At 70.8% G+C, this 17,434-nt stretch carries 16 protein-coding genes; 10 read left to right on the top strand and 6 right to left on the bottom strand.

Annotated elements, in window-relative coordinates; translation table 11 throughout:
* The first annotated feature begins 123 nt into the window (after positions 1 to 123).
* From ACGF4F_RS03135 to ACGF4F_RS03115, 5 genes are read left to right on the top strand one after another with little or no spacing between them, the layout of a single operon-like run.
* Positions 124 to 453, top strand: coding sequence for an ArsR/SmtB family transcription factor (locus ACGF4F_RS03135; protein ID WP_393074353.1), 330 nt, complete (start codon positions 124 to 126; stop codon positions 451 to 453).
* Entirely contained in the window at positions 453 to 1,187 is a 735-nt protein-coding gene (locus tag ACGF4F_RS03130; protein WP_357436015.1) for a cation transporter, read from the top strand. The genes ACGF4F_RS03135 and ACGF4F_RS03130 overlap by 1 nt, the downstream gene beginning before the upstream one ends.
* A complete protein-coding gene (locus ACGF4F_RS03125) occupies positions 1,184 to 1,528 on the top strand; it encodes a DUF3703 domain-containing protein (protein ID WP_393074346.1) in 345 nt (114 codons plus the stop codon). The genes ACGF4F_RS03130 and ACGF4F_RS03125 overlap by 4 nt, the downstream gene beginning before the upstream one ends.
* A 52-nt stretch (positions 1,529 to 1,580) precedes the next feature.
* On the top strand, positions 1,581 to 2,150 hold the full coding sequence (locus ACGF4F_RS03120; RefSeq protein ID WP_393074343.1) for a Chromate resistance protein ChrB: 570 nt from the start codon (positions 1,581 to 1,583) through the stop codon (positions 2,148 to 2,150).
* Positions 2,143 to 2,538, top strand: coding sequence for a DUF1232 domain-containing protein (locus ACGF4F_RS03115; protein WP_357436013.1), 396 nt, complete (start codon positions 2,143 to 2,145; stop codon positions 2,536 to 2,538). Before ACGF4F_RS03120 ends, ACGF4F_RS03115 begins: the two co-directional genes overlap by 8 nt.
* A 150-nt stretch (positions 2,539 to 2,688) precedes the next feature.
* On the opposite strand, the gene ACGF4F_RS03110 is transcribed toward ACGF4F_RS03115, so the two are convergent.
* Positions 2,689 to 3,633: a hypothetical protein gene (locus ACGF4F_RS03110; protein WP_357436011.1), complete on the bottom strand. Its 945-nt coding sequence runs from the start codon at positions 3,631 to 3,633 to the stop codon at positions 2,689 to 2,691.
* 154 nt (positions 3,634 to 3,787) lie between these two features.
* On the opposite strand from ACGF4F_RS03110, the gene ACGF4F_RS03105 reads away from it, so the two are divergent.
* Both ACGF4F_RS03105 and ACGF4F_RS03100 read left to right on the top strand, forming a co-directional pair.
* Positions 3,788 to 4,900 carry a sensor histidine kinase gene (locus ACGF4F_RS03105; protein WP_393074339.1) on the top strand — a complete coding sequence of 371 codons (1,113 nt, stop codon included), beginning with the start codon at positions 3,788 to 3,790 and terminating at the stop codon, positions 4,898 to 4,900.
* Complete coding sequence (locus ACGF4F_RS03100; RefSeq protein WP_073834032.1) at positions 4,897 to 5,547, top strand: response regulator transcription factor; 651 nt, start codon at positions 4,897 to 4,899, stop codon at positions 5,545 to 5,547. Before ACGF4F_RS03105 ends, ACGF4F_RS03100 begins: the two co-directional genes overlap by 4 nt.
* 26 nt (positions 5,548 to 5,573) lie before the next feature.
* Here ACGF4F_RS03100 and ACGF4F_RS03095 read toward each other — a convergent pair whose 3' ends face one another.
* A complete protein-coding gene (locus ACGF4F_RS03095; protein WP_357436008.1) occupies positions 5,574 to 6,089 on the bottom strand; it encodes a hypothetical protein in 516 nt (171 codons plus the stop codon).
* Positions 6,090 to 6,742: 653 nt separating this feature from the next.
* Between ACGF4F_RS03095 and ACGF4F_RS03090 the strand changes: the two genes are divergently transcribed.
* Complete coding sequence (locus ACGF4F_RS03090) at positions 6,743 to 8,146, top strand: PQQ-dependent sugar dehydrogenase (RefSeq protein WP_393074334.1); 1,404 nt, start codon at positions 6,743 to 6,745, stop codon at positions 8,144 to 8,146.
* Positions 8,147 to 8,276: 130 nt separating this feature from the next.
* On the opposite strand, the gene ACGF4F_RS03085 is transcribed toward ACGF4F_RS03090, so the two are convergent.
* The 3 genes from ACGF4F_RS03085 to ACGF4F_RS03075 form a co-directional block, all read right to left on the bottom strand.
* Positions 8,277 to 10,139, bottom strand: a complete 1,863-nt coding sequence (locus ACGF4F_RS03085) for a DUF2207 family protein (RefSeq protein WP_393074331.1) — start codon at positions 10,137 to 10,139, stop codon at positions 8,277 to 8,279.
* A gap of 3 nt (positions 10,140 to 10,142) precedes the next feature.
* Positions 10,143 to 10,715: a LemA family protein gene (locus ACGF4F_RS03080; protein ID WP_357436480.1), complete on the bottom strand. Its 573-nt coding sequence runs from the start codon at positions 10,713 to 10,715 to the stop codon at positions 10,143 to 10,145.
* Between the two features lie 251 nt (positions 10,716 to 10,966).
* Positions 10,967 to 14,299, bottom strand: coding sequence for a S8 family serine peptidase (locus ACGF4F_RS03075; protein WP_393074328.1), 3,333 nt, complete (start codon positions 14,297 to 14,299; stop codon positions 10,967 to 10,969).
* A gap of 95 nt (positions 14,300 to 14,394) precedes the next feature.
* Here ACGF4F_RS03075 and ACGF4F_RS03070 point away from each other — a divergent pair, with 95 nt between their 5' ends.
* Both ACGF4F_RS03070 and ACGF4F_RS03065 read left to right on the top strand, forming a co-directional pair.
* Positions 14,395 to 15,393 (top strand): LysR family transcriptional regulator, encoded by a 999-nt coding sequence (locus tag ACGF4F_RS03070; protein WP_393074325.1) that lies wholly within the window; start codon positions 14,395 to 14,397, stop codon positions 15,391 to 15,393.
* Positions 15,390 to 16,472, top strand: coding sequence for a PQQ-binding-like beta-propeller repeat protein (locus ACGF4F_RS03065; RefSeq protein ID WP_393074322.1), 1,083 nt, complete (start codon positions 15,390 to 15,392; stop codon positions 16,470 to 16,472). Before ACGF4F_RS03070 ends, ACGF4F_RS03065 begins: the two co-directional genes overlap by 4 nt.
* On the opposite strand, the gene ACGF4F_RS03060 is transcribed toward ACGF4F_RS03065, so the two are convergent.
* Positions 16,447 to 17,397, bottom strand: coding sequence for a methyltransferase (locus tag ACGF4F_RS03060; protein WP_393074319.1), 951 nt, complete (start codon positions 17,395 to 17,397; stop codon positions 16,447 to 16,449). The genes ACGF4F_RS03065 and ACGF4F_RS03060 overlap by 26 nt on opposite strands.
* Positions 17,398 to 17,434 lie beyond the last annotated feature (37 nt).

Genomic DNA, 17,434 nt, shown 5'->3' with positions numbered 1-17,434 from the left:
CACCACAGCGGTACACGGCGCCCCGCACAGATCGTCCGGGTGACCCGCCACCCGGGTACGGCCCCGTGATGCTGGCCCGGTGACCCAGCCATTTGATACAGCGTTGGATGTACTATCGGTGGCGTGGAGACACTGACCCACGGGCAGGTGCTGGCGCGGTTCGGCCACGCCCTGTCCGATCCGACCCGGGCACGGCTGCTGCTGGCCCTGCGCGATGGCCCCGGCTACCCGGCCCAGCTCGCCGACCTGCTCGGCACGACCCGGCAGAATCTGTCCAACCACCTGGCCTGCCTGCGCGGCTGCGGCCTGGTCGTGGCCGCTCCCGAGGGCCGGCGTACCCGATATGAGCTTGCGGACCCCCGGCTCGCGCACGCCTTCGGCGACCTCCTTGGTCTGGTGCTCGCCGTGGATCCGGCCGCCTGCCCCGACGCCGACGCGACGGGCTGCTGCTGATGACCCTGCCGCTGATCCAGACCCCGGCCGTCCCCTCGCCGGCCCGGCGGGCGGTCCTGGCCCGCCGCGTGCGACTGCTCGTCGCCGCCACCATCACCTACAACGTGGTCGAGGCGGTCGTGGCGATCAGCGCCGGCACGGTCGCCTCGTCGACCGCGCTGATCGGCTTCGGCCTCGACTCGGTCATCGAGGTCTCCTCCGCCGCGGCAGTGGCCTGGCAGTTCGCCGGCCGCGACCCCGAGGCCCGGGAGAAGACCGCCCTGCGCATCATCGCGGTGTCGTTCTTCGCCCTCGCCGCGTACGTCACCGTCGAGTCGGTCCGCGCCCTGCTCGGCGGCGCCGACGCCGACCACTCCCCCGTCGGCCTCGTGCTGGCCGCGCTGTCCCTGGCCGTCATGCCCGGCCTGTCGTACGCCCAGCGCCGCGCCGGCCGGGAACTCGGCTCCCGCACCGCGGTCGCCGACTCCAAACAGACCCTGCTGTGCACCTACCTGTCCGCGGTCCTGCTCGTCGGACTCGCCCTCAACAGCCTGCTCGGCTGGTCCTGGGCCGACCCGGTCGCCGCACTCGTCATCGCCGCCGTCGCCCTCAAGGAAGGCCGCGAAGCCTGGCGCGGGGACACCTGCTGCGCCATCCCGGGGGCCGCCGCGTCCGCGGCTGCCGCGCCTTCCGAGGATGGCGATGCCTGCGGCTGCCGGCCCGGCTGCTCCTGCTGCTCTGGCGGCGACCGGTGAGGCGGACGATGCCGGCGGCGGTCCGGGCCGCCTTCGACGCCGAACTGGCCACGGCCCGCACCGCCACCGACCAGGCGGTCGCGTGGCGGGCGGCGGAACGGGCGCACATCCTCTCCCAGCCGTGGCCCTGGCCGCACACGGTCGTGCACGCCGTCATGCTGCGCCGCGCGCTGCGCGAGCGCGACGTGGTAGAGGCGGTCGGTCAGGTCATCCGGCTCGCCGTCGCCGGCCCCGGGTCCGCCACCGGCCGTTACCCGGAGGGCAACACGGGCCGAGCCCGAGTGCCGCTGACCCAGCCCATGCCGGTGCCCGACGACCTGGCCGCGCTGCTCGCGAGGTGAGCACGCGACCGAGGGCGACTCGGTTGATGTAGCGGCTGTTACACTCGCCGGCGTGGCGAGCGATTCTCTTGGCTGGCTGGTCGCCGTGATCCGGCTACCGGCCGGCCCGTCCCGACACCGGGTAGCGGTCTGGCGAGAGCTGCGCCGGGTCGGCGCCGTCCCGGTCAGCGGCGGCGTCTGGGCAGCACCGGCGGCTCCCGTGTTCGCGACCGGCCTGGACCGCGTCGCCGAGTTGGTCCGCCGGGCGGACGGCCGGATGCTCATGCTCGACACCACCCCGCACGACGATGACAGCCGGAGCAGCCTGTCCGACGAGTTCAACACCGCGCGCGCCGACGAGTGGACCGAATTCACCTCCGAGTGCGACAAGTACGAAGCCGAGATCGCCAAGGAGAGACGCATCGGCAAGCTCACCGTCGCCGAACTCGACGAGGAAGAGCAGAGCCTGGACCGGCTACGCCGCTGGTTCCGCGAACTCAAGGCCCGCGACATCTTCGGCGTCGCCGCCGGCGTCCAGGCCGAAGATGGCCTCAAACGCTGCGCCGAGGCGCTCGACAGCTACGCCGCCGACGTCTACCAAGCCGTACACGCCCCGCTCGGACAGGAATCCCCCCGTGCATGACTGGCTGCTCGCCCTGGCCACCGCGATCGCGCTCCTGCTCGCCTCGTGGGCGCTGCTCATCCTGCTGGCCCGCCGGCTCCCACCGGGCACGCTGCGCGACCTCGCCGCCTTCATCCCCGACTGCATCACCACCGTCCGACGACTCCGCAAGGATCCGCGCGTCCCCCGCCGGGCGAAGATTGCCATCCTGATCGCCGGGCTCTGGGTGGCCAGCCCCATCGACCTCATTCCCGAGTTCCTGCCCGTCATCGGCCCCCTCGACGACATCGTCGTAGTCGCTCTGGCCCTGCGCTACGCGGGCCGGCAGGTCCCCCGCGACGTGCTCCTGGCCGCCTGGCCCGGCGAACCACGACTCATCGAACGACTTCTCGGCCAGCAGTCTGCCTGACCCGGAGCAGTCCTTCACGACTCGCCACACGAGCCCGCGCTGTCGGCGGCCCACCACGCGAGCGAGGCCAGCCGGAGAAGTTGATGTGCACCCTCCCGTCGACCTGGAAGTCGAAGAACGGCCGATACCGGCCCGTCAGGTCGATGGTCGTCACCGCCTGATGACCGTCGGCGCTGGCTGGGCGGTCGCCATCGCGCCGGCGATTCGGTCGGTGCCGGCATCGGGCCTCGGGGGTGGCGGAAGCGTCAGTGGGCGACGTGGCGAGGATGGAGAGTCCGCCCGCACGGCCACTGCCCGCCGCCCCCAGCGGGTTCGGCCCCAGGGCTTGACGACCGACAGCACGGTCGAGATCCACAGCGCGACAGTGAAGCTGCCCAGGCAGGCCGTCAGTGCGATGCCGGTGGCACCGGGCTGGCCGGCCGGATCGATGGTACGAAGGGCGAGTTCGTCGGCCAGCGCGCTCTCGACGGTGCCGGCAACCAGCGGGATGGTCACCGCGATGGCGAACTTGGTCAACACCCACCGGTACCGGACGAGCCCCCACTTGGTGCCGAGCGACACGACCAGGCCCGTGATGATCGACAGCGCCATCGACGGAATCGCGACGGCCAGGTCGATCACATGCAACACCTCGTACGCGCCGTGTCGCATGGGGTGGGAGTCCGCGGCCCAACCGATGACGGCCAGGGCGGTCATCGTGAGCGCGACGCCGAGCCACCCCACGCTGAACCCCACATGCAGGGTCAACCAGACCCGGCGGGCCCGCGGCGACAGCAGCGGGAAGCGCGGCCTGCATCGGGCGAGGATCACTAGCGAGAGCAGGATGCCGACAAGCGCGACCGACTCGGCGATGCTGAAGACGAACTGCAGCGGCGCCAGCGCCAGGTGCAAGCCGATCGCCAGCCGACGGCCCAGGCGGTGCCACCGCAGCGCGGCGACGACGGAGAGGATCGCCCCGACGCCATATCCGACGAACGCCATCAGTCGGAAGACGCCCGCGTCCGAGCCGTGGAGGAGCAATCCGATGTTCAGGGTGGCGAAGGCGACGAAGGCCCACTGCAGCGGGCGGGCGAGGTCGCGGTATCTGGGTTCCATGCCCCCCGACGCTAGGTTTGGCTGATCAGGTCGGCATCGCGCGATGTGCCCGGAGTCGCGCACCGATGGTCGACGGGCTCCCCAGCGGGGACACACCTTTCGACTACATCGATCGGCGGAAGCCCGAATCGGCTGTCCTGGATAGACTCAGGCGATGGTCATCCGCCGGGCCCCATGGCTGCGTCCGGGCCGGGCGGTGGACGGTGTGCTCGCCACGGCGTGTGTCCTGCCAGGGGTGTGGCAAGACCTGCAGTCCGGCCTGTTCAACGGCTCCCCGATCGTCAATCGCCCGGCACCGCTGGGGATCACGGTGACGTTGGGCTTGGCCACCGGCGTGGCCGTGTTCGACCGCCGGAGCCGACCGCTACTGCTGTACGCCGGTGCCGTGGCGTGCTGGCTCGTCGCGGGCGCCTGGCCGGCCGTGCCTGTGGCGCAATACGCGGTGGGGGCATACCTCCGATCGCTGCGGCTACGGGTGGTGCTCACCGTCGCGATGGTGGCGGCCGTGTCGATGCCGATGTGGCTGGCGTACGGGGCCGACGCCAGCCTTCCGATCAGTCTGGCCATGTGCATCCTGCCGACCCTGGCCGGCCTGTTCTTGGCCTCGCGGCGAGCGCAGGAGCAGCTGCTCGTCGACCAGGCGCGCGCCGAGGAGCGGGCACAGATCGCACGGGACATGCACGACGTCGTCACCCATCGGGTGTCGCTCATGGTGTTGCACGCCACCGCGTTGGCGTCGGCGGAGGGACGGGGCGCGGTGGAGGTCGCGGGCCAGATCCAGATCATCGGCCGGGCCGCGCTGGAGGAACTCCGTACATTGGTGGGTGTGCTCCGCGACGGCGGCGACGCGCCGTTGCGACCGCAGCCGGGAGTCGCGGACCTGGCGGAGCTGGTGGACGCGTCCCGTGCCCTCGGGCTGACGGTCGAGCTGTCGGTCGAGGACGGCCTACGTGCACCAGCGCTGGTCGAGCAGGCGGTGTACCGGGTGGTGCAGGAGGCCTTGACGAACGTGCACAGGCACGCGCGCACCGCGCGGACCACGGTGGTCGTGGCATCCGACGATGACGGCGTCACCCTCGCCGTCCGTAACGGCGCCAGTGCGGTGGCCGCCACTGCCGCCCCCCGCGGCGGGCACGGCCTGCTCGGGATCAGCGAGCGGGTTCGGCTGGTCGGTGGCACGCTGAGCACCCGTCGGCAGCCGGACGGCGGCTTCGAGGTGCTGGTCCGGATCCCGGTCGCGAGGGAGGCATGGGAGATGGAGCGGTGATCCGCCTGCTGGTCGTCGACGACGAATGGCTGGTCCGGGCCGCGCTGCTGACCATCTTTTCGGCCTACGACGACATCGAGGTCGTCGGCGAAGCCGAGGACGGCGACCAGGCGGTCCGCGAGGCACGAATCCACCAGCCGGATGTGGTGTTGATGGACATCCGAATGCCGCGCGCCGACGGCCTCGCCGCCGCCGCGGCGCTCGCCCGCTTCCCGGACCCGCCGAAGGTGGTCGTGCTGACCACGTTCGAACTGGACGAGTACGTGGAGACGGCGCTGCGCCACGGCGCGGTGGGCTTTCTGCTCAAGGACGCCACCGCGGACCAGATGGCCGCAGCGATACGCAGCGCCGCCGCAGGCGAGGCGATGCTGTCGCCCCGGGTCACCCGCCGCCTGTTGCACCGTTTCGCGGAACCGAGCAGCCCACACCGGCGCGACGCGCTGCGCCGCATCGACGTCCTCACGGACCGGGAACGGGACGTCCTGGCCGCCGTCGGCGAAGGGTTGTCGAACGGTGACATTGGCAAGCGGCTGCACCTCAGTGAGGCCACCGTAAAGAGCCACGTCAGCCGGGTGCTGGCCAAGCTGCAACTGACAAACCGGGTCCAGGCGGCGATCCTGGCGCACCACGCTGGCCTGGTGCGCTGACCGCACCCGACGACGGCGCGTTGCCGTCAGAAGGGCTCGACCCCGAAGCGGGTTGCCCTGGTGTAGACCGGCCCGCGCCCGGTCTCGTTCCCGTCGATGTCGAGGCCTCGCCACGTACCGGCGCTAGTCAGCGTGTCACCGTTCACATGAGCCTCGTGCTTTGCCTGGACCTCCCCGTGGTATCCATGTGGCGGCCCGGTCAGATCTTCCGGCAGCACCTGCCACAGGGCGAACCTTGCGGTACTCCGTCCGGCGGCCACCCAACGGCCGGTCGCGACGTGGACACCGTCGGCGAACGACAGGAAGAAGCCGCCCGGGAGGAAGGTGAACAGCCCCACTTCGACCTCGTGCGGCAGCGTCACCAGGCCGCGCCAGGTGCCGACGACCGGGTGGTGGCCCGGCTGGTGGACGGACGGCCGTTCACCCGCGACAGCCGCGTCAGTGATGCCCAGGGCTCCGCCGATGGCCAGCGCCCCAACGCCGGCGGTCATGCCGGCCGTACGCCGGAGGAGGTGCCTTCGGTCAAAATCGTTACCAGTCATGGGAACGACGCTAGGCGGCATGGCGCAGTGGCACATCGCTCGCCGAGCGCCGCCGGATGCGACCAACGACGGCGGGTACGCCGGCCGCCTCCCCCGGTCGAATGAGCCACCCGGCTGCCCTGGGGCACGGTCGAAGTGAAGCACAGGACGGGCAAGGCCGCGACTTGTGTGCCTCAGCAGCCAAACTTCAATTTTTCGATTGAGAGTGAACCGAGCGCACCCGGGGCGCGTGCATTCCGGTGGGACCCGAGGTCCCGGCATGGGCTTCTCCGGCGACCTGTCGGTGAGCAGTGCCGGCCTCGGGCCGAGCCGGGCGTCCAGTGGTCGCGAAGCCTGGTCGTCACCAGCGGGTTCGTCCAGACGTAACGGCCCGCCCGCACCGCCGTTGGCCAAAGGGGGTCACTGCACCGAACGACACCATGCGGCGGCAGTCGGGCTTCGCGGCCGGCCGACGCCGTCGCGGAACAGTCTTCGCCACTCGGGCAAGAAGGGAACCTGGCATGCACGCACGACCTCGTCGCACCGTCGTCCCACGTCGCCAGACCATGGAAGCACCGAATGGATCACCCGGCGGGGCAATGGCACCGGCACGCGCCCGCCGCCAACCGCGAGCGATCATCGCCATGCTGACCCTGGCCGCATCAGGACTGTCCATGACCGCGGTCGGTGCCCCAGCGAACGCCGAGCCGGGTGGACCGACGATGCTCGACCGGAAGCTGGCGGTGCGCACGGCCGCCACGGGGTTGGTCAGCCCCACCGGCCTGGCTTTCATCGGCGACGACGACATGTTCGTGCTCGAGAAGACGACCGGGCGGGTCCAGCGCGTCGTCAACGGAGCCATCACCAGCACGCCACTGGACCTCGCCGTCAATTCCGGCTCCGAGCGAGGCCTGCTCGGGATCGCGCTGCACCCGGACTTCCCGGCCAATCCTGGGGTCTACCTGTACTGGACGGAGAGCACGACCGGCGGCGATTCCACCGTCCTCAGCGAAACCCCGCTGCTCGGCAACCGGGTCGACCGGTTCGTGTGGAACGGCAGCACACTCACCTTCGACCGCAACCTGATCCGGATCCGCGCCCGTCAAGAGGACGCCGGCCAGCCCGCCCGCGCCAACCACAACGGCGGAGTGATCAGCTTTGGCCGTGACGGGAAGCTGTACACCTTCACGGGCGACCTTGGTCGGCGTGGCCAGCTGCAAAACCTCACCTGCGGCCCGACCGCCGCCTGCCCGGGGCCGACCGTGCCCGACGACCAGTTCGGCGGGCCGGCACCGGACGACGCCCACCTCAGCGGCGTCGTCCTGCGCCTCAACGACGACGGCACGGCGCCGACCGACAACCCCTTCTTCGGGCCTGGCGCGGCCATGGGCGGCGAGGTCGGCACCACCGTGCAGAAGATCTTCTCGTACGGCCACCGCAACGGATTCGGTATGGCCGTCGATCCCGCCTCCGGAAGTGTGTGGATGCAGGAGAACGGCGACGACAGCTTCAGCGAGATCAACCGGCTCGAGCCGGGCATGAACGGCGGCTGGGTCCAGATCGCCGGGCCGGTGCAGCGGGTCGCCCAGTTCAAGGAGATCGAGACGACGTTCGGCGGGCGGAACCTGCAGCAACTGCGGTGGCCGCCGAGCAACATCGCGGACAGCCCGCAGGAGGCGCTCGGCAGGCTCTTCATGCTTCCCGGGGCGCACTACAGCGATCCCGAGTTCAGCTGGAGGTGGGAGGTCGCCCCTGGCGGAATGGGCTTCCTCAACAGCCGTGCGCTCGGGCCGGAGTTCCAGGGTGATCTGTTCATGGGTGCCGCGACGGCCGCCCTCAACGGGGGCTACCTCTTCCACTTCAACCTGACCGGCAACCGTCAGAAGATCGCCGTCGACGATCCTCGGCTGGAAGACCGGGTGGCGGACAACCTCGCCAAGCACGAGATCACGGAAAGCGAAAGCCTCCTGATCGGCCGGGACTTCGGCGTCGTCACGGACATCGAGACCAGCCCGGACGGCAATCTGGCCGTCCTTTCGCTGACCAACGGCGCGGTCTACACGATCTACCGGCGCTGACGATCAGCAAACCCGACGGTGGCCCGCCTGTCCGCCGTGCCGGACGGGCGGGTCACCCTCTCGTCGTGCCGAGGCCTTCGACCTGGCCGAGAACGCGATCAAGGAAGTCGGCGCGCGGAACGCGGTTCGCTCATGCCCGCAACCGTCCCACCGCGAGCTTGAGCAGGCCGGGCAGTGCGGCATCGCGGCCGCTGGCGGCTGGGAGCAGGGCCACCTGCACCGTGCTGCCGTCGACGCGGGCGGCCGCCGCCGGCCCGCGGGTGAACGCGGCATCGCCGACGCCGGGCAGTGGTGTTCCCTGGCTCGCCGTCCGCCACGCCATCGAGCCGAGCACACCGTGCGCCGTGACCAGCATGAGGATCGGGCCCTCCGGAGCGCAGAACTCGATGATCCCGCCCGGCCCCATCATTGCCCTGGCGGTGACCGGCGACGGCCACTGCAGGGCGCTGGCGACCTCCTCGGCTTGCAGCAACGAGCGGTTGCGGATCAAGGCCGGGGCCGCGCCGCCGCCCTGGCGGGGCTGGTTGAGCGCCGCGAGCACCAGGTTGTCGGTCGGTACCTCCGGCTGAGGACCGTGCCCACTCCCCCGCTCGACGACGCCTATCGCCGTGACGCGCCGGGACCAGGGCCGGACGGTCAGCTGGATGGTGTCGCCGGTCGCGCAACTGTTCGCCAGCGCCAGCGGCAACCCCCACGCCACGGTGCGGTCGCTGGTGCCGTCATCGACAGCGAGGTAGTACAGAATCGGCTGTGGGCTGCTGTTGTCGCTGCTGGAGTTCTGCGTCCGCCACAGGTCGATCCAGAGGACCTGACCGGTGATCGTCTTCGGTGTGGCGAGGTCGATGATCGTACGCACGACGGTGTAGCAGCCGTTGACGACCAGCAGCGCACCGGTGAGGGTGATGAGGGCCGAGGTGAGGCCGGCGAACGAGGCGAAGGCGCTGGCCGACACCGCGTCGATCTGCATCGCGATGTCCACGACGACGTGACCATAGCGGGCGATGGCGTAGCCGATGACGGCCAGCAGGACGCCGCGCAACAGCAGCCTCGGCGCGGTCTCCCCGTACCGTCCGCTGCGCGGATACCGCACCCGTACCCGGTGCCACGAGCCGCCGAAGGTGGACCAGACCCGGGTGCGGTCGCCCATGCCCATGTCGATGACGGTGCTCGCCGTGCGGGTCGCCCCGAGCGCGGCGCCATAGGCGAGGTAGCGATCCCAGAGTCCAACGGCGGCCGGGGGCAGATCGGCGAACGCCTCGTGCCCGCGCAGCCAGTCACGCACGCCCATCCATCGGCTCGCGGCCTGCCGTCCCGTGGCGGTGTCCCGCTCCCCGTTGTAGCGGCCGGCGAACGTCGCCAGCAACGCGAAGCTGATCACGTACGCCCCGATGGTCGCCCCGATGTCGTTGCCGCGCTTGTCCGGCGTGCGGATGGCGAAATGACCGAAGCCGTAGGTGATCCCGGCCGCGGCGACAGCCGCCACGATCACCAGGAGGACGACGATCGCCGGACCGAAGCGGCGGCGCGACAGGCCACGCGCCCGACTGTCCGCGACGACCTCCCTGCGCAGCGCCTTCCACCAGGACTTCGCCGCCTTCTCGTCGCGGAACGTCATGGCGGTCAGGGGCACCACGCCGTCCACGGCCAGCTTCACGACGCGCTCGTAGACCCGCTTCTCGTACGCGGTCAGCCCGGTCGGGACGGTGCCCGTCAGGTGGACCGTCGTGTGGTGCGGGTCGTTGTCGGGCTGGCGGAATTCGAGGTAGCCGCGAGCCCCCAGATCCAGCAGCGTCGCCTCGGCGGCGTCCTCGGTGACCTGCCAGCCGGTGCCGAGCAGGCTCGCCACGGCGGGCGGTTCCTCGGGCAGATCCGGCGAGGGCGGCGCGGCGTGGATGCCGCGCGGCCTGGTGATCGACAGCAGCAACGCGTACGCGCCGAAGAAGAGCGCGAGGGACGCGCCGACGGCACCCAACTCGAGGACGGCGGGGCTCATGGCTCAGAACCGCACCTGCACCGGGCCGCGCTCACCCTCGGCCGTCTCGAAGAACTCCCGCGCCCTGAATCCGGCGAGGCCGGCGATCAGCATGGTCGGGAAGGTCTGCCCGGCGTTGTTGTGCGTCTGGACGGCCGAGTTGTAGAACTGCCGCGCGTACGCGATCTTGTTCTCGGTCGTGGCGAGCTCGGCCTGCAGGGCCGCGAAGTTCTGGCTGGCTTTGAGGTCCGGGTACGCCTCCGCGACGGCGAAGAGCCGGCCGAGGCTCTGGGTGAGCGCGTTCTCCGCCTGGGCCCGCGCGGCCGGTTCGGCACCCGCCGCCGCGACCACCCCGGTACGCGCCGCGGTCACCGCCGCGAGCGTGGCGCTCTCGTGTGCGGCATAGCCCTTGACGGTCTCCACCAGGTTCGGGATCAGGTCCGAACGCCGCTTGAGCTGCACATCGATCTGCGCCCACGAAGCGGCGACCTGATTGCGCAGTCGCACGAGGCGGTTGTAGGTCATGATCAGCCACGCGAGTACGCCGACGACCAGCAGGCACACCAGGCCGCCCATGATCGCGATGAGTCCGCCCATCTCCGCCACGGGGACTCCCTTCCACGAAGGTCCATGGGGCATCGCCGGGAGTGTGTCATCCCCGCGCAACCGCGGCATCGAACGTTCGGTGTGGTCGCCGCCGCGGACCGGGCGGACCTCGGCGCTGACGAGGCCACCGCCGTCGCCGGTCGCAGGCCTGATCTGGACGGCAAGTACCGCAGGAGGAACACGCCGGGCCGCCGCGGATGGCGGCGGCCCGGCTGGCCATCAGGCGCTGAGCGCAGTCGCGGCTACCGCAACCGGTACGCCTTGATGACGGTGTAGTCGACGGTGGCACCGTCCGCGTACGCCGCGCTGGCGCGCAGCGACACGTACCCCTGCGCCGGCTGGTGAAGCAGAGCCAGGAAGGCGTCCTTGCCGGTCTTCTGCAGGGACACCCGCTGCCAGGTCGCGCCCTCGTCGTACGACACCTCGACGTCGACCGTCTTCAGGTCGGAGGCGGCCGCACCCGGCTGGCGCTCGATGCTGAGCGGGACCGGGAACACGCGTCCGCCGCGCGCGCTGTTGTCGACGTCCAGCTCCGGCCGGAACGCGACCGAAGCGAGCGGCAGGGCGGTCGGCTTGTCGCCGGGCGTCTCGGCGGAGCGGAACGTCCACTTGCCGCTGATCGACGTGCTGTTGTCCATCGAACCGTTCGCGCCGCGGGTCACCGCGTACTCCAGCCGGTAGGTGCTTTCCGCCGCGGGAACGGAGCCGCTCGCGTCGTAGAAGTACGTGGGCATGTTGGCGAGCAGCTGATCATCCTTGTAGAGCGCCATCCGGCCGGTGTCCAGCCACGAGTACCCGGTGTGCCCGGCCTGGTCCCCGAACACCGGCACGTTGAGGGCCATGTGGTTGCCCTGCCGGGTGAAGAACACCCGGTCCCCGTTGAAGATGGGCGCGGACGGCCCCTTCTGCCAGTCCACCACGTACCGCCGGCCCGGCTCGTACGTCAGGTCACCCGTCCAGAACTGCGCCCCGTACGGCCCCTGCGGTTCCCATCTGTTCCGCCACATCACTCCGTCGGCCGAGTAGTAGATGATGCGCTCGCCGGGGATGGTGAACGGGATGGGCGCGGAGATCGCGCTGCCGCCGTCCGCCGGGAAGCCCCAGTTGTGCATGTACCCGGTCCGGTCGACCGGGCCGACCGAGTGGAACCGGTTGACCACGGTGGCCAGCTCACCCTGTCGGACGGTGTGTCGGAAGTTGGTGAACAGGTCGCCGCGCCGGAACCAGACGAGGTCGTACTCGTAGGGCGAGTTGTTGAAGCTGCCGTCGGCATTCTGCTGCGCCCAGACCGTACGCACCTCGCCGGTGAGCGTGCCCGCGTCCGCCGGGACCGGGCCGCCCAGGTTCGCCGCGTAGAGTTTGGCGAAGCTGGTCCCGCTGACCCGGTTGTCCAGCACGTACCCGGACGGCAGCGTCCGGAAGAAGCCGAGGTGGGCGCTGCGGCTGGCGGCCCCCTCACGCGGCACGGTGACCGAGGCCGAGGTTCCCTTGCGGGCGTCCAGCATCAGTTCGGCGTCGCCGCCGGAGGTGACCGGGTAGACCGGCTGGGTCAGCAGCGTCGAGCTGGCACCGTCGGGCTCGTCCGTGAGGATCGTCGCCTGTACGGCGTACCGGCCGACCCGAACCGAGGTCGTGACGGTGCCCGAGGCGTGGTAGGGCACCTTGTAGACGGCGAAGTCGACGCCCACGACGCTGAGCGAGTAGTCGCTGGCCGGCGCGCCGTTGCGGTCGATGAGCTTGACGGTGAGCTTGCGCGACTCGTGTTCCTTGGTGATGGCCACCGGCACCCGGGCCGACACCGTACCGTCCGGGGAACTGGCCACCACAGCGCCGCTGAACAGGCCGGTCGCGCTGTTCACCCGGGTGTTGGCGGTCAGCGTAGCCTCGGCGGTGCCGCCGGCCGGTATGGTCAGCTGGCTCGGGTTCACCGTGAACATGCCGTCCGGCGCCGCCGAGCCGTCCGGCCCGGTCGCCGGTGCGGTCAGGTTCAGGGTTACCGCGGCCGGACCGTCGTTGCGGTAGCGCACGGTCCGCTCCACCGGGACGTCGTCGTCAGCTGGGTACGCCTGGGTGCCCAGTGCCAGACTGGTCGGGCTGGGCAGCACCGCCTGCTTGATGGCGCGGCCCACATCCACCCGGCCGGCGCCCTGCTGGAACGCGTTCAGCGCGGGGTTCGGCTTGGCCGACGCGATCAGCTGCGCCTTCAGTGCGCCGGCGGTCCAACCCGGGTGCTGCTCGGCCAGCAACGCGGCGGCCCCGGCCACGTGTGGGGTGGCCATCGAAGTGCCGTTCAGCTGGGTGTACCCGGGGGCGTACTCCGGATAGTCGCTGTCCTTGGAAAGCGCCGCGACGATCCCGACGCCGGGCGCGGTGATCTCCGGCTTGATGGCACCGTCGGAGCGCGGTCCCCGGTTGGAGAAGGACGCCAGATTCTCCTGCTTGTCCACCGCACCGACGGCGAGCGCGGCGTCGGCGGTGGCCGGCGAGGAGACGCCTCCGTCGCGGCCGTCGTTGCCGGCCGCGATGACGAACAAGGCCCCGGTCTGGGCGGTCAGCGTGTTCACCGCCGCCTTCAACGGGTCGTCGCCCTCGTCCGGCCCGCCGAGACTCATGTTGATGACCTTCGCGCGTGGCGCCGCCCACTCCATGCCGGCGAGAATCGCCGACTCGGCGCAGTTCCTGGTCTCGCAGACCTTGCCGATCAGCAGCGAGACGCCGGGCGCGACACCGCGGTACTTGCCGTTGGAGCCCGCCCCGGTGCCCGCGATGGTGGCCGCCACGTGGGTACCGTGTCCGACCGGGTCGCTGGCGTCGGCGGCAGTGGTGAAATTCTGCTTCTCCGCGATCCGGCCGACCAGGTCCGGGTGGGTGTCGTCGACCCCGGTGTCCAGGACAGCGACGGTGACCCCGGTTCCGTCGTACCCGGCCGACCATGCCTGCGGCGCGCCGATCTGCGGCACGCTCTGATCGAGGCTGACCGCGCGCTTGGCGTCCAGCCAGAGCTTGCCGATCCCCGAGCCCTTGTCGGTGACATCGGCCCAGAAGGTCGCGGCCCGCTGCTTGTTCACCCGTACCGCCGAGCCGCGCACGCTGGGCAGCGTCCGAGTCACCCGGGATGCACCGTCCGCGCGCTGCCGCGCCCGGCCGGCGGCCCCGGCGGGGTACGCGACGATGGTCGGCACCTCGCTCACCTGCGCGTCGTCGTAGCCCGCCGCGACCAGGCCGGTGATGTCGAACAGCCGGCGGTCCACCTGCCCGGCGGAGACCAGCCGCAGGGCATCGTTCGGCACAACGTACTGGTGGCCGTCCTCAGTGAACTGACTGAAGCCGATGTTTTCCCGCCCGGCACCCGCAGTCATCGCGACCCGCTTGTCGGCCAGGTAGACGCGGTCGCCGGTCACCAGCGTGACCCAGTGCCCATCATCGGGACGGGCGGAAACGCCCACCTTCCAGTCGGACCTGCCGGACGTGCCGGATGGCACCGGCGCGGCGGCCGCCGGCAGCGCCGAGACGGCACCCGCGACCAGCACCGCCGACATCAATGTTGCCAGCTTGTAGAACCGTCTCTCCCGCACCTGCGCCTCCTGCCGAACACTGCTGATCAGGCCCGGGTTACTGTCCCGACCGGCATGAACTACCGGGAAATCCCAGCCGGTCATAGCATCGGGTTATGGACCTGGAGATCCGTCATCTGCGCATGGTGACTGCGATCGCCGAGGCCGGCAGCATCAGCCGGGCCGCCGCCGCTCTCGGGTACACCCAACCGGCGCTCACCGCGCAGCTGCAACGGATCGAACGCGCCCTGGGCGGCCCGCTGTTCGAGCGCGGTCGCCGCGGCACCCGGCCCACCACGCTCGGCAGCATCGTCCTGAACCACTCCACCGGTGTCCTGACCCTCTACGACGACCTGCTCCGCGACGTACGCCAGCGCGGGCCCGGCGACACCGACCTCGACACGCTGCGACTCGGCTCGATACCCGGTCCGCTCACCGCGCTGCTGATGACCGCCGCCCGGACGCTGTTCCCCCGGGCCGACACCTCCCTGCACGTGGCCGACACCGAGGAGGAACTCCTCGACCTGCTGGCCGGCGGGCGCCTGGAATTCGGGCTGGGCCTGGACTATCCCGGATACGAGCTCGCGTTGCCGCCCGAGCTCGACGACGCCGTACTCGCAGTGGAGCCCATTTTCGTCCTGCTCTCCGCAGGACACTCGTTGGCCGGGCAGCCAGAGGTGGCACTCGCCGACCTCGCCACCGAGCAATGGCTCGCCGGCGAGGGCAAGGACGTGCGGATGCGCAGCCTGTTCCGGGCCGCCTGCCGGCGTGCCGGCTTCACCCCGCGTCGGGTACAGCGGATGAACGCCGCCGTCATCTTCCCGCTCATCGGCCAGGGCCACGGGGTAGCGCTCACCCACGCGTTGACCCCGGCCCGCCCAGGCGTCCTGATCCGACCGCTGGCCGGCGATCCGATGTGGGCACGCCAACGACTCATCTGGCCCTCCCACGGGCCGCTCGCACCGCACGCGCACCCGCTACGGGACGCGCTCACCGAGGCGTACTGGGCGGAAGCGCGGAGATCCCCGGTTTACCGCGACTGGCTCGACCGCCGCACCCCGATGCCGGGCGGGCCTGGCGTCCGGGGCACGGCCGCGAGCCCTCATCCGCGATGACGACGGATCATGCTGGCGTGGTGGGTCAGCCGGTCCGCGTATTGTGGTCGCGGCCTTTGCATCTGAGGTCGGGCTCGCTGGCGATGGCCGTGGCGCCCGGTTCCCTCGTCGTTGCGGAGCGGCACTCGCGCCTGGTCCGGCTGGACCCGCGCAGCGGGCTGCAGCGCTGGGAACAACGCGTCGAGGATTGCTGGGGCACGACCGTAATCGCGGGCGGGCACTGCCTTTACCTGAGCCGAGCAGGAGTTCTGCACTGCTTCGACCTGGACAACGGGCAACGGTTGTGGTCGACGCCGGGCATGAGACTGAGACATCACGTCAGCGTCAGCGGCTCTGATGTGCTGCTGGGAGGGTGGCGCGGTTACCACCCTCTGATGCGGGTAGCCCTTGCCGACGGCAAGTGCCTGCCGTTCGACGGCGCTGCGTTCGCCGGAGCCGGTCCACTTGCCTGGCCGCAGCCGGTTCGTTGGAAGCCCGAACGCGACTCGACGGCCGATGGGCTGCTCATCACGGGCACCGATCTGCCAAAACTACTGGTGATCGCCACCTCCGGGGCCGTTCTCGCGGAGTGGTCACTGCCGGCGCCGGTGGTCATCACTGATACCGGCGGCGGCTACGGGGTCAGCAGCGATGGCCGGCTGACCTTCCTCAGTGGTCGGCGTACGGTCATGACCTTCCATCCGGTGAACGGTGTGCAGGTGCTGTGGCAACACGAGCGCGATCTGCGCCCACAAGCGGCGATCCTCCGCGGCGATACGCTGTGGCTCGTCGAGGACGCGGGCATTGCGGTCATCGACCTGAGCCGACGTGTGGTCACCGCGATACGGCCCCTACCGCACGGCGCCGTCCGCGCCGCGGCCCTGGTGTCCGGCGGTGTGCTGTTCGCCTTTGCGGACAGATCGCTGGTCACCATCGACCGTGCTGGCAACGTCGGCGCTCGACTCCGGCTGTCGGCGCGCATTGACCGGCTGGTCCCCGGCGCCAACAATTTGATGCACGCGATCGGCGAAGGCCATCTCGTCACGCTCGATATCCCGCCGGCAAGCGGATGGCTCAGTGAGGCGGACGCAACTCGATGATCGAGCGTGAGCCGGCTGGCCGGACCGAGCTGACCCGCAGGCCGGTTGACCTGGCCAGCTCGCCCAACTGGTCGAGGGTGCGTTCCCGTCCGCGGACGTAGCAGAGCATGCGCAGGTCTCCCTCGGTGTCCGAGGTGTCGCCTTGGGCATCGCCGATGTGGTCGACGACGAATATCTTTCCCCTCTCGGAGGCTGCGTCGGCGCACCGTTGCAGGATGCGGACGGCGTCCTCGTCATCCCAGTCGTGGAGGACACCCGAGAGCAGGTAGCCGCCCGCGCCGGCGGGAAGGGCATCGAAGAAGCTGCCGACCTGAGTGCCGGCCCGGGGGCCCAGGCCCGCTGAGGCGATGGCTTGTGCGGCGCGGGCCACCGGGCCGGCCAGGTCGATCACCGTCCCGAGCAGGTCGGGATGGGCACGAAGGATGGCGATCAGCAAGCTGGCGTTGCCGCCACCCACGTCGACGACGTGACCAAGTGTGCCCCACGGGTAGGCAGCAGCTACCGCGGGCGCGTCCGCCACCAGCCGGGCTCCCATCAGCGCGTCAAACGACGCTCCCAGCCGGGCGTCGGCCGACAGGTCGTCCCAGAACGAGCGGCCGAACTGGCGCGCAAACGCGGGCTCGCCGGTACGCACGGTGTGCAAGAGCTGGACAAAGCACAGATCGGCGCGCCCGACAGCACCCTCCAGATCGAGCCAGGGCCGCACGCCTTCTGGATCATCGTCACGGAGCTGCTCACCCAGGGCCGTCAGGTGGTAGGTGCCGGTCCCCGCATGAGACAGCACACCGGCGGTCACCAGATGGCGCAACAGTCGGCCCAGCGCGTCCCGGTCAGCGTCCACCGCTGCGGCCAGCGCCTCGATCGTCCGCGTGCCAGCGGCGATGTGGTCGGCCAACCGCAGCGTCGCCGCCACCCGGATGGCCATCGGGGTGACCAGGTCAGCGGCCGCCCACAACCTCCCG

The organism is Micromonospora sp. NPDC047740 (assembly GCF_043204735.1).
In the GTDB taxonomy this organism is placed as follows: Bacteria; Actinomycetota; Actinomycetes; order Mycobacteriales; family Micromonosporaceae; genus Micromonospora.
The sequence above is the reverse complement of the archived record's forward strand: the minus strand, read 5'-3'. Positions and strand labels throughout refer to the sequence as shown.

Bases quoted from the DNA above. Each gene is read 5' to 3' on its own strand.
- ACGF4F_RS03095 (WP_357436008.1), bottom strand. From the start codon at position 6,089: ATGACTGGTAACGATTTTGACCGAAGGCACCTCCTCCGGCGTACGGCC.
- ACGF4F_RS03090 (WP_393074334.1), top strand. From the start codon at position 6,743: ATGACCGCGGTCGGTGCCCCAGCGAACGCCGAGCCGGGTGGACCGACG.
- ACGF4F_RS03060 (WP_393074319.1), bottom strand. From the start codon at position 17,397: ATGGCCATCCGGGTGGCGGCGACGCTGCGGTTGGCCGACCACATCGCC.
- ACGF4F_RS03085 (WP_393074331.1), bottom strand. From the start codon at position 10,139: ATGAGCCCCGCCGTCCTCGAGTTGGGTGCCGTCGGCGCGTCCCTCGCG.
- ACGF4F_RS03105 (WP_393074339.1), top strand. From the start codon at position 3,788: ATGGTCATCCGCCGGGCCCCATGGCTGCGTCCGGGCCGGGCGGTGGAC.
- ACGF4F_RS03110 (WP_357436011.1), bottom strand. From the start codon at position 3,633: ATGGAACCCAGATACCGCGACCTCGCCCGCCCGCTGCAGTGGGCCTTC.
- ACGF4F_RS03130 (WP_357436015.1), top strand. From the start codon at position 453: ATGACCCTGCCGCTGATCCAGACCCCGGCCGTCCCCTCGCCGGCCCGG.
- ACGF4F_RS03065 (WP_393074322.1), top strand. From the start codon at position 15,390: ATGACGACGGATCATGCTGGCGTGGTGGGTCAGCCGGTCCGCGTATTG.
- ACGF4F_RS03080 (WP_357436480.1), bottom strand. From the start codon at position 10,715: ATGGGCGGACTCATCGCGATCATGGGCGGCCTGGTGTGCCTGCTGGTC.
- ACGF4F_RS03070 (WP_393074325.1), top strand. From the start codon at position 14,395: ATGGACCTGGAGATCCGTCATCTGCGCATGGTGACTGCGATCGCCGAG.